The sequence below is a fragment of the Aerosakkonema sp. BLCC-F183 genome, from assembly GCF_041929145.1.
Lineage (GTDB): Bacteria > Cyanobacteriota > Cyanobacteriia > Cyanobacteriales > Aerosakkonemataceae > Aerosakkonema.
This window is the reverse complement of record NZ_JBHFNU010000092.1, coordinates 1-10,497: the sequence shown is the minus strand read 5'-3', so window position 1 is coordinate 10,497 and position 10,497 is coordinate 1. Positions and strand designations below refer to the sequence as shown.

The following is a 10,497-nucleotide window of genomic DNA, read 5'->3' as shown; positions in this document are numbered from 1 at the left end:
GAATTCTTTTTGACCAATAATTACAGATTATCGAAGGGAACTTTGTTAGCTAAAGCAGCAGCTAATTCGTGATGTTCTAACTTAGTTCGACCTTCAATCCCATATTTGTTGGCTAACTTCTTGAGCTTGGTTTTACTCAGTGACAAAAGTTGTTCTTCTGTAGCTAGAGTTGTTGATTCCACCAACTCTACTGCGTTTTCTACAGACTCAACAAATTCGGGAGCATCTTCCACAGATTCAACGATTTCTGGCGCAGTAGCCTCTATTAAGTTATCCCTTGAATGTTGTTCACTTGGCTCCGCAATCTCAACAGATTCTCTTGGAGTAATTTCCACTAACTCATCCATCAATATTTCTCCACTTATCTCCACAGACTCAGTGGTATTATCCACCTCTGTTAGTTGAGTTTTTGCAAGCACTTGCTCTGCTTTATAATGGCTCACTTCCTGACGTTCTGCCAATTCCATATTTGAAGCAAACTCAGAAGTTTCCTGTGTAATACTGCTTACTTGTGTTAGTGTAGAACCACTTAAATCAGTAGGCGGTTCTAAATTTAAATCAGCCTCACAAGTGTCCTGAAAATTAGCACCAGATTCTAGGATGGATAAAGCCTTGTCAGGTAATTGAGAGAAAACGATCGTAGCGTCTTGTTTGCGAACAGAAGAACGAAACTTAGCACCAGCTTGTCTTAGTTGAGAAGCCAAGGTATTAAAATTGTCGATCGGAACTTTATGAGTAGGTAAAAGAGTTGGATGACCCATAGATATCCTTTTTTTCTTGTTTTTCGCTATTTTGAGGCGCGTCAGCGAACACTGCTATTTCAAAGATAAGCTCTCAACTAGCTCCATTTTCTCCTAATTTCAACAGACACACTTCAAAAACCAATTGAGATTGTGCAAGACGGAGTGATTTTTTAGCACTCTCCAAAACCTCTATAATTCTCCTATCTCTTTTCGTTTTCCAAAATAGAAATTGCCAATAATCCAATAACCATAACTGAGTAGAAATGTCAAGCTTTTGGCTAATAGTTTTGGCAACTTCAAGAAGCGCAGAAAGCGATCGGGAAGCGTTGGGAACTGATAGCACTCCAGGGACAATGTGTTCAATGCGCGTTAAATGATTCCAAGCCGCGATCGCATTCCCCGGACACCCCTGTGCCATCTCAATAATCTCAGGATGTGCTAGAATCTGAAAATGCCCCGTCTTCTCCAATACCTGACACATTTCCTGTTGGCCCAAATTTCTAAAAGGAATCACACAACAACGGGAACGGATGGTAGGTAAAATAGACTCCCAATTGTCACCAATCAAAATCACTGTAGCAGTTCCCGGTTCTTCCAGAGTCTTCAACAGAGCATTCGCAGCCGCCGATGCGATCGAACTTACCCCCTCTATCACCACAACTTGTCGGGATGCTGATATAGGAGGATAAGCCAAGAAATTAGCAATCTCTCTAACTTGCTCAATGCGAACAACTGGCGGCTGTTTGAACGCGAGTTCAAGGGAAGCAGCAGTAGAAACATCGATTAATTCCCCAGAATGCAAAAATGTCGGTTGTATCCATAGAACATCCGGGTGATTATATTGTTGAATCTGTTCCGTACAACCGCACACTTTTGATACCGGAAGCGCTTGACAAAACAGCGCTTTTATGAAACACTTAGCAGTAAGGCGTTTACCCACACCATCAGAACCGACAAAGAGAAAAGCATTGGGTACTCTGTGAGTAGCGATCGCCTTTTGCAGCAGCTTAATAGCCGTTGATTGACCAATAATCTCATCAAAGAATGGTTCAAAAGTAGCTGACTCTGCAATCCCAGTAGTATCTGTAGGGTCGCCAGGGTCGGGGAAAAATTGTAAAATGCTCATACAGTGCAAAGAGAAATGATTTGGCTAGTGAAGAGTGACTCAGTACCACCAAGTTTAGCTAGGATTTCCAACTCTAACAATTGGTACAGAACTTGCTTTAATCTGCATAGAGAAATTGAGCTAACTTCTTGTTTGAGATAGTAGACGCGGTTGGGGTTTCCTACTCCTGCTGCTGTGGCGATCGTATAATTATCCAAGACCCCCTCAGCTACCATAGCCTTCACAATTAACCAAGTACGAAATGAGGTAGTGAGAGTAGCAACAATCTTGACAATTGGCTCATTTTGTGATAAGAGTGTGCTAAACACTTGAGTAGCTGTAGAGACATCTTTCACACAAATAGCTTTAGCAAGTTGGAGAGTATTAGTGGTAGTAATACTAACCAAGCTTTTGACATGGTAAACCTCAATCTCAGAGCCTACCGCCACCAAGCTAAGTTTCTCCAACTCATTAAACAAGAGCCTAGTATTATTACCCACTGAAACTGCTAAGAGATTAGCTGCTTCATCGGATATCCACATAGACAACTCCCTAGCAGCTTCTTTAACTCTGTTCGTTAGCTTTTGGGTATCCCAAGCTGGGATAAGGGAAAACTCTTTGACTTGAGCATACTGAGAAAGTAGCTTAGTAAACTTGAGGCGGTTGTCTAATTTCGATTGACTGGTTAGCAATAGATGATTAGTATCTGGTATATTTACCAGATACCGTGACAGTTCCTCGATTTTAGTTTCATCACTTGTTTTCAACTCTCCCAAATTGGATACAAGTACTAAGCGTCCACCTTTGCAAATTGGTGGAGTTAAAATCTCATTAAGAGCGGCTCTAAAATTGTCTTCTCCAAACTGATAACGGGAGAAATTGAATATTTGCCAGTCTGGATGAACAAGGGTGTCACGTAATAAGTTAACATTACGTTCGATGAGATAATCATCATCACCCCAATAAATGGAAATAGGCATGGAAATTTTCAGTTAAATGGTGAAATCGGTACAGTTTTGATAACCCAAACCCAAGAATCTGGTTTGATTTCTGGATAAGTTTTTTGGATTTCAATGTGAAGCATAGACCAATATGGAATTGTACTATTTTGGAAGTCAATACCAGTCATTTGAACAACTTCTGGCGAGATTTGATTGAGCTTTTCCACATCTATGCTGGCAATAACTAGCTGTAGTGAGTTGTCAGAAATTGGTAGTATTTCTCCCACTCTTCCCCAAGGAAATTCCATTGGGAGGTCGCCAATAGTTGGTAGGAGTAATGGAACCTCATTAACCTTAAACTTTTTGGCTAACCACTTTCCATCCAAAGGAGAATCTTTTGATATTCCCAGAGGCTGTGGTTCGACAGGACGAATTAAGAAACCAGGTTCTTTGACTAAATTATCAACTTCCCAATTAGCCAGATGTAGAATTGAATTATTGTTCATTCTAATTCAAAAAAGCGTATATTGTAGTGGTCGATTTTCTGTGTCAGGCGGTGATTTTTGAGAGGCGGTGACTGAGGGAAGAGGTTTCTTACCCCATCCTCGTTGTTTAGCAGCTTCTACAACCTTTCTTCGGATATCTCTTGCTAACTGCTCAAAATCCGATTTAATCGACTCAAATTTAATCGGTCTATCTTCGCCAAGCAGTTGCCATAAAGAAGTTTCTTCAAGTCGCCGATGTTTGGAAAAAACTTCATTACCGACCCACAAATAAACCTTCACCCAATCAGAATGTAAAGGTGCTTCCATCGTGGCTGAATACATACAAGCTAGGACTTCTGCTGGCGTTGCAAGTACACCAATTTCGTCTGTTTCATGTTCTTGGAAAATTCGCTCCAATCTATCTAAATAAATGGCTTCTATCAGCCATTTGGGTAACGTTTCCATCCAAAGAGATTGATGCACAATTACTGGCCCAGCTAACCACCGAACGTGATGGATAGAAAATTGAGCTATTTCTAACATGGTAGCAATCAGTTCTTTCTTAGCTCCATTTTCCAGCAGCAGATTCGTCATCTTTTTAAAAGAATTTGGAATTCGTTGGGTTTGGGGAGACAATTCAAATAGTGAGGGGTGTGGATTTGACATTATTTATGCCTGATGTTGCTAATATTTGGCGCGTCAGCGCTAAGCCAATAAAAATTAGAAAAAGCCCATAGTTCTTTAACTTCAAATCTGACAAGAATTTAATAAAAAAAGACCCGGAATAACCGGGTCTTTGCTTGACAGTTAAGCCACTAACCGAATTTGTCGAATTAGTGAGGAACTCGGACTCTTTTTATTGGGCGTAGTTAGCCCATGCTTGATTAGTAAATTGTGGTGAATTTGCAAGAGCCATTGAGTTTTTGGTAGGGCAGTTCCTGTGCCAACAAAACCTTTGAAACAGATGAAATCTCCGCTTCTACTAGGTTTAGGGGCGATGCGGGCTGACCAAAGGTTTCTCGATATGCAAAGTTCCACATAGCGAATGTCTGCATTCAGCTTATAAGCTAAGGCAATGCTATGGGCAGAAGTTGGTAGTTCGGTACAATTCAATCGGAAAGCATGAACGCCGCCAAATGTATCGTAGATAGCCCAAAGTTCTTCAGGATTTTCGTGGCAAAGTTGTTTGAGATTTTGGTAAACTTCGCCTCGATGTGGCGTATCCCAATCGAGCATGATAAAATTATTAAATCTCATGGATTTAATGCCAGCTACAGTAGCCACGCAAAATCCATATTTCTTCAAAGAGTCGGTCTGCCTCTGGTCAAGAGGCAATCTTTTAGAGTACATTAGCAACCAGGGAATTCATCATTCCCAATAGCAGCGTCAGCGCACTTTTATCTTTTTTGAATGGAGAGCGTATGAAACGAGAAGTTATAGATGTTACACAATTAACAGAGCTTAATCCTCAATTTCTATATTGACAGACAACCTGTTCAAAGTATCAACCAAATTCTCGTAACCTCTAAGTATTTCTTCGGCATTATGAATAACAGTTTTTCCTTTTGCTACTAATGAAGCTGTCACCAAAGCTACACCTCCTCTTAAATCTCTAGCATATACCTCAGCACCAGAAAGATTGCTTTTTCTATTGATGCGAACAGCGTGAGGGTTATTGTCCTTGAATCGAGTTTCAATCCCATAATCAAATTCAAACTTAGCCCCCATCTTTTCAAGCTCTAGCCAATATCGTAGACGGTCAGAAAATAATTTCTCTTCCAAATAGCTTTTTCCTTCTATCTGTGTTAAAAGAGGAGCAACTAGAGGTTGCCAGTCACTATGGAACTCAGGATACAAAAAAGCGTTTATTGCGATAGGTTTTAAAGGATGACTTAATTTCCCTATTACAAATAACTCTCGATTTTGTAATTCGTATTTTGCACCAATTTCATCTAGAAATTTATAGAAAGCTTCCATCTTTACATCATCATAATTCTCAATTTTTAAATTGCTGCGGGTAATTAAGGCCATTACTGTATAAGTAACCGCAGCATTTCTGTCTGACATATTTCTGAATCTACAAGCTTTTAACTCTTTGCCATTGAGTTAATAAAGGCAGGCATAGATTATGCAACATGGAATTTTTTGAACCTTGTAACCAGATATTATTGCTAATATCGAAATAGCCTAATTGATTATTAATTACAAACTTCATGGCAGTTTTATACTCAACGATTTATTTTTTAATAGATTATATCACTACTGCCTACTGGTAGTCCGCAAGCTAGGCTAAAAGTTAAGGGACAAGCGCACCCGCTCGTAATGAAGTTAAATCCATCGCTATTGAACTATCTCCGTTAGCAAGAAGATTTTGTTCGATTGAATTTAACTCTTTTGGCTGCTGAACAGCGCTTTTGTGCGGGAAGCCATTCTTCCTAATGCAGAAATTATTATTTGCCAGCTTTGTTTACCAGGCTCAAAACCTGTCGCGTTTCTTAGTCGTAATGGTACGATAGAATGAAAGCTTCAACGGTTAAAAATGGCAAGACAACGAATAACCATATCGCTAGATGAAGATTTACTCGAACGAATTAAACTGGCTGCTCAAAAGAACGATCGCAAAATTAGCAACGAAATAGAGAGAGTACTTAAAAAGTACTATCTTCCCTCGCAATAAGCTTATTTAACGGCTATCTATGTATGCCGCCACACTTTAACTTGAGTATCGTGGAAGAAAGGAGATGCGGCAATGACATCAAACCTGTTCAACGAATTTATCGATGCAGGCCCAGAAGCCAAACTAGAATCGATCGAATCCAAGCTAATCGTCGGTAATACTCTAGTTGGTAGCCGCCTACTACTCAGACAAATTCTCACCGGATGGGGAGCCCGTGCCGCCATCGCGCTAGCCCCCATACAACAATGGCTAGAAGCTCTCCGTCTCACCTACAATGCGCCAATTCCTCCCGGATTAGACAGTATAGAAACCTTTGCTACCACCTTACAAACCTGGGCAGCCAGTTTCCACTACCAACCAGAAGACCTGCTACCCGGTTCTAGAGGAGAAGAAAACCACCACAATCCCATTCTCCGTTATATCAGCCACTCCTTCTGGGAAATCGCAGAAACACTAGGGGGACAATCTTTCAGTCGAGATTTTGTTATGCGCCTGGGCAACAATGGCTTCACCCCAGACATACTATTATTTTTAGGGCCACCGCGCAACACACTCAGAGAATACTACCTCGAAGGGCCAGCCGAAATTGCGATCGAAATACTGCGACCCGGACATGAATACGCAGACCGCATCATCAAACGAGACTATTACGCCGCAGGTGGAGTGCCAGAGTACGTCATTCTCAATCCAGCCCGAAAAGAAATCGAATTTTGGCACTTAATCAACGGAAAATACGAGCGAATGCTTCCTGACGCATCAGGATGCTACCGACCGCAGAGCGTACCTGGGTTAGTTTTTGTCCCCAATAATCTGTGGAGAGAAGATCAAGACTGGTATAGCTGGCCCCACGACCCCCCAATTGTTTATATTGAAGGCACACAGCCAGAAGGTCGAAGACTGCGAGCGGTAGAGAATGGTTTAGGTTGGGGATGTTTGCCATTTAATCCCCAATTGCAGTTAGAGCCAGTACCGATTTCCTTCGAGCAGTACATTGCTTGGTGTCCGGAAGCCAAGTTTGAGTTCTGGGATGGGAAACCCCAAATTGGCAGTAAAGAAGGCATACGCAACTTGATTGGGATGTTACTGATGACCTTTGGTTTAGCAGATGCTTTAAAGGTCTTGCCACCAGTCGAGTGGGTAACAGCGTTATTAGAAACAGAAACTCTGAGCCTGCAAGATGCCCAAAGGAAAGCAGCTTGGTGGGATTTGGCTCGTCAAGCTGCTGCCTTATTGCGCTCCAAATATGGCGTAACTCGCTTGGGAGTAATTGGAGATTTGGTAAAACCTGAGCCATTAAATTTTTGGTCAGAAATTACGTTGGCTGTTTGGGATTTACCTGATAGGAAAGATTACGAGATTTATCAGGATTTGTCTAATTTGAGCAAGGAACCTGACATTAACTTAATTGAGGCAGATAGCAAGTATGCTACGGTAGCTCAACAGCAGGCAATTGCTCAATCCCTGATTGAGATTTAGTTGCATCCGCCAAACTTTTCACCGACAAGGTTTTTAGCCGCTTGATTGCAACGAGTTAGTGAGCGATCGCTACCTTCAAGCTTAGATACGTTGGCTCAAATCCCTATTCTGTCGTAAGTTTTCCGTCTACTGGCAATCCTTACTACTCCTCTTGGGGTGGTGCGCCGCAGGCTTACCCCCTGAACGGTTACAAAAAATCTAACCAGGTGCATGAGTTTGGGTCTCCCCATTACTAAAGTCTCGTGTCCGGATCTTACAGCGCTTTGCGCTGTAGTGAGGTACACTAAATATTCTGGTGCGATTCGTTAACCCCAGAACTGGGTAAAACATACCCAGGTGGGGGTTGCAAGATAAGGATACTGTACAATCCAGTACAAAAAACCGAACCTTGACAACTTGATGTCCATGAAGGTGCAAGCCCTTCTCTCCTGAGATGTGGAGTAAAAGCATCACCCTTACCCTCAGTCAGAGGCGACCTAAGCTTGGGTGAAAAGGCAGACTACTGAGAGCCTAAGTCGGTAACTGTTGAGCAAGCTGTCATGGGTACGAGAGAAAGTCACGTCCGAATCACCGTGATTAGTAATGGGTAAATAAGGCTGAAAACCCAAGCCAAAAGGCAAGGATAAGGAATCGGCTAGTCAGATATAGACCGATTACATCTCCAAAACAAACCCGGTGAAAAGTGACACCCTAAAACAGTGATTATGGACATCAGGAACGAAGTAAAACGTTAGATGGCTCCTAGAAGGTCGATTTCTAGGTAGGACACCTTGACAAAGTATCCAATGCCCCTAGCGTGAGAGATTGTTCAAGAAGCAAAAGCCTAGCTGTAATGGCTATGGATACGCTGACGTGAACACTGAGTATGGGAGTGTATAGGAGTTTTAAATGTCAAAGGTTAAAACTATAGACACGATGGAAAGGGGCTTCCAACCCAAACCTATCAACGTGGCTAAGGTAGCCTGGAAATCGCTTAACTGGAAGAAAATTGAAAAAGCGGTTTTCAAACTGCAAAAACACATATACAGAGCCAGCCTGAGTGGGAATGTCGTGCTAGTAAGACGGCTGCAAAAGCTGTTGAGCAAGTCATATTATGCCAAGTGTCTAGCAGTCAGAAGAGTCACCCAAGATAACGCAGGTCGAAAAACCGCTGGGGTAGATGGGATGAAATCCCTAAACTACAGCCAACGGATAAAACTAATTCACACTCTGAATTTTAGTTCAAAAGTCTCCCCGCTGCGTAGAGTCTGGATACCCAAACCGGGAACAGATGAGAAAAGAGGGTTGGGAATACCGACAATTTGTGACCGAGCAACACAGATGCTAGCCTTGCTTATCCTAGAACCAGAATGGGAAGCTCTTTTTGAACCCAATTCTTATGGGTTCAGACCAGGCAGAAGTTGTCACGACGCCATTGATGCAATATTTAAGCAAATCAGTTGCTCCGCACAGAAGTGGGTGCTAGATGCCGATTTTGCCAAATGTTTTGACAACATTAACCATGACAAACTGCTTAAAAAGTGTAGACAATTCCCTCAACTTCAGAGACAGATTAAGGCATGGTTAAAAGCAGGTGTACTGGATAGGGAAACCTTCTCGGAAACTAAGACAGGAACTCCACAGGGAGGGGTTATCAGTCCCCTTCTAGCCAACATTGCCTTACACGGCATGGAAGAGTATGTGGAAGAATACTGGAAAAAGAATCTAAGAGGAAAACCTAAATCCAAACACTACCAAACCCACCCCAAACTGGTAAGATACGCTGATGACTTTGCCATCCTACATCCTCAGAAAGAAGTAATTGAGGCACTTAAAACAGCTATAGAAATATGGGCTGAAAATGAAGTCGGACTACAATTGAAAGAATCAAAAACCAGAATTATAACCACCTCAGAGGGGTTCGACTTCTTAGGCAATAACTTTCGCCAATATAAAGTAGGAAAATATAGAGCGGTATGCAACAGGGGTACTAACTTTGGACATAGCCCCATCATCAAACCTCAGAAACAAAAGGTGATAAAACACCTAGAAAAGATTGGGAAAGTAATTAAGAAACATCAGAACAGCCCACAAGTTGCCTTGATTAAGGAATTAAATCCAATTATCAGAGGCTGGTGTAACTATTACTCTCCAGTTAGCTCTAAGGAAACCTTTTCAAACTGTGATTATGAGGTATGGAACAAGTTAAGTAGCTGGGCAAGGAAAAGAGGCAAAGGTAGCATCAACAAAGAGAAGTACTGGCGGAACGGATGGAGCTTTGAGACTGAGGACGGTTTCAAACTGGCCAAACACTCAGACACTCCAATAGTTAGACATATCAAAGTACAAGACACACGATCTCCTTACGATAGTGACTGGTCTTACTGGGGACAAAGACTCAGTGAGTACGGCGATTTAAATGCCAGGAAACAAAAGCTACTCAAGAGGCAAAAAGGTAAATGTGTCTACTGCGGATTACACTTCCATCCAGAAGATATAACCGAAGTAGACCACAGAGTTCCCAAAGCCAAAGGTGGCAAGGATACATACGATAACCTCGACTTACTACATAAACATTGCCACGATGAAAAAACTGCTGTAGATATCAAAACGTCAGACAATGACTAAAAGAAACGAAGCAGGTCTGGTATCGATGACAAACGACCAATACTCAGAGGAGCCGAGTGATGGGAAACTATCACGCTCGGTTCTGAATGAGAGGTAGGGGTAGCAATGCTCCTATCGACTCTCTTTAGCGGTTTGTAATAAATTGGTTTACTAATTACTACTGTACCTCATAACAGCGCAAAGCGCTGTAATTAATTCTTCTTCATCAAAATTTAATGCTTCTGCTATACACAACAGATCGGTTAAAGATGGCTTTTCACCTCTTGCTATTGCTTCGAGGTTTTTAACTTTGCCTTCTAGCTGTTTGTAATTATTCCTCGCAAGCTCAGCAATTGGCGCGATTTTAGTTGCTGGCATTTCTAAGTTTCTAACTTCGCCAGTAAGTCTAAAGTAAACTACATCTTCTTCAATTAGCTTGAGCGCTCTGGCTTTCATATTGGTTCCAGCCTCCACGCACAGCATC

At 41.9% G+C, this 10,497-nt stretch carries 10 protein-coding genes and 1 pseudogene; 3 read left to right on the top strand and 8 right to left on the bottom strand.

From position 1 onward, the window contains the following. Window positions 1-20: 20 nt before the first annotated feature. From ACE1CD_RS27770 to ACE1CD_RS27740, 7 genes and pseudogenes are all read right to left on the bottom strand, one after another. Window positions 21-761, bottom strand: coding sequence for a hypothetical protein (locus ACE1CD_RS27770; protein ID WP_374796070.1), 741 nt, complete (start codon window positions 759-761; stop codon window positions 21-23). Window positions 762-834: 73 nt separating this feature from the next. Further along, window positions 835-1,869 (bottom strand): DNA polymerase III subunit delta', encoded by a 1,035-nt coding sequence (locus ACE1CD_RS27765; RefSeq protein ID WP_374796069.1) that lies wholly within the window; start codon window positions 1,867-1,869, stop codon window positions 835-837. Next, window positions 1,866-2,828, bottom strand: coding sequence for a DNA polymerase III subunit delta (gene holA / locus ACE1CD_RS27760; RefSeq protein ID WP_374796068.1), 963 nt, complete (start codon window positions 2,826-2,828; stop codon window positions 1,866-1,868). Before holA ends, ACE1CD_RS27765 begins: the two co-directional genes overlap by 4 nt. A gap of 8 nt (window positions 2,829-2,836) precedes the next feature. After that, complete coding sequence (locus ACE1CD_RS27755) at window positions 2,837-3,295, bottom strand: hypothetical protein (protein WP_374796067.1); 459 nt, start codon at window positions 3,293-3,295, stop codon at window positions 2,837-2,839. A 6-nt stretch (window positions 3,296-3,301) separates the two neighbouring features. Next, the gene (locus ACE1CD_RS27750; RefSeq protein ID WP_374796066.1) at window positions 3,302-3,940 is read right to left on the bottom strand and encodes a hypothetical protein; all 639 of its coding nucleotides are present in this window, start codon (window positions 3,938-3,940) and stop codon (window positions 3,302-3,304) included. Window positions 3,941-4,081: 141 nt separating this feature from the next. Beyond that, on the bottom strand, window positions 4,082-4,531 hold the full coding sequence (locus ACE1CD_RS27745) for a hypothetical protein (protein ID WP_374796065.1): 450 nt from the start codon (window positions 4,529-4,531) through the stop codon (window positions 4,082-4,084). A 204-nt stretch (window positions 4,532-4,735) separates the two neighbouring features. Then, window positions 4,736-5,359 (bottom strand): annotated as a pseudogene (locus ACE1CD_RS27740) (hypothetical protein); the annotation flags it as partial. A 454-nt stretch (window positions 5,360-5,813) separates the two neighbouring features. Between ACE1CD_RS27740 and ACE1CD_RS27735 the strand changes: the two are divergent. The 3 genes from ACE1CD_RS27735 (at window position 5,814) to ltrA (ending at window position 10,034) form a co-directional block, all read left to right on the top strand. After that, complete coding sequence (locus tag ACE1CD_RS27735) at window positions 5,814-5,951, top strand: DUF6364 family protein (protein WP_374796064.1); 138 nt, start codon at window positions 5,814-5,816, stop codon at window positions 5,949-5,951. A 72-nt stretch (window positions 5,952-6,023) separates the two neighbouring features. Continuing rightward, window positions 6,024-7,427, top strand: coding sequence for a Uma2 family endonuclease (locus ACE1CD_RS27730; protein ID WP_374796063.1), 1,404 nt, complete (start codon window positions 6,024-6,026; stop codon window positions 7,425-7,427). Window positions 7,428-8,315: 888 nt separating this feature from the next. Next, on the top strand, window positions 8,316-10,034 hold the full coding sequence (gene ltrA / locus ACE1CD_RS27725; protein ID WP_374800864.1) for a group II intron reverse transcriptase/maturase: 1,719 nt from the start codon (window positions 8,316-8,318) through the stop codon (window positions 10,032-10,034). A gap of 150 nt (window positions 10,035-10,184) precedes the next feature. Here the strand turns inward: ltrA and ACE1CD_RS27720 are convergent. Next, the coding region (locus ACE1CD_RS27720; RefSeq protein ID WP_374826899.1) for a hypothetical protein at window positions 10,185-10,497 on the bottom strand (313 nt) is incomplete at its 5' end.

Excerpts from the sequence above, each read along its gene's own strand:
- ACE1CD_RS27770 (WP_374796070.1), bottom strand. The coding sequence starts at position 761 with ATGGGTCATCCAACTCTTTTACCTACTCATAAAGTTCCGATCGACAAT.
- ACE1CD_RS27765 (WP_374796069.1), bottom strand. The coding sequence starts at position 1,869 with ATGAGCATTTTACAATTTTTCCCCGACCCTGGCGACCCTACAGATACT.
- holA (WP_374796068.1), bottom strand. The coding sequence starts at position 2,828 with ATGCCTATTTCCATTTATTGGGGTGATGATGATTATCTCATCGAACGT.
- ACE1CD_RS27755 (WP_374796067.1), bottom strand. The coding sequence starts at position 3,295 with ATGAACAATAATTCAATTCTACATCTGGCTAATTGGGAAGTTGATAAT.
- ACE1CD_RS27750 (WP_374796066.1), bottom strand. The coding sequence starts at position 3,940 with ATGTCAAATCCACACCCCTCACTATTTGAATTGTCTCCCCAAACCCAA.
- ACE1CD_RS27745 (WP_374796065.1), bottom strand. The coding sequence starts at position 4,531 with ATGAGATTTAATAATTTTATCATGCTCGATTGGGATACGCCACATCGA.
- ACE1CD_RS27735 (WP_374796064.1), top strand. The coding sequence starts at position 5,814 with ATGGCAAGACAACGAATAACCATATCGCTAGATGAAGATTTACTCGAA.
- ACE1CD_RS27730 (WP_374796063.1), top strand. The coding sequence starts at position 6,024 with ATGACATCAAACCTGTTCAACGAATTTATCGATGCAGGCCCAGAAGCC.
- ltrA (WP_374800864.1), top strand. The coding sequence starts at position 8,316 with ATGTCAAAGGTTAAAACTATAGACACGATGGAAAGGGGCTTCCAACCC.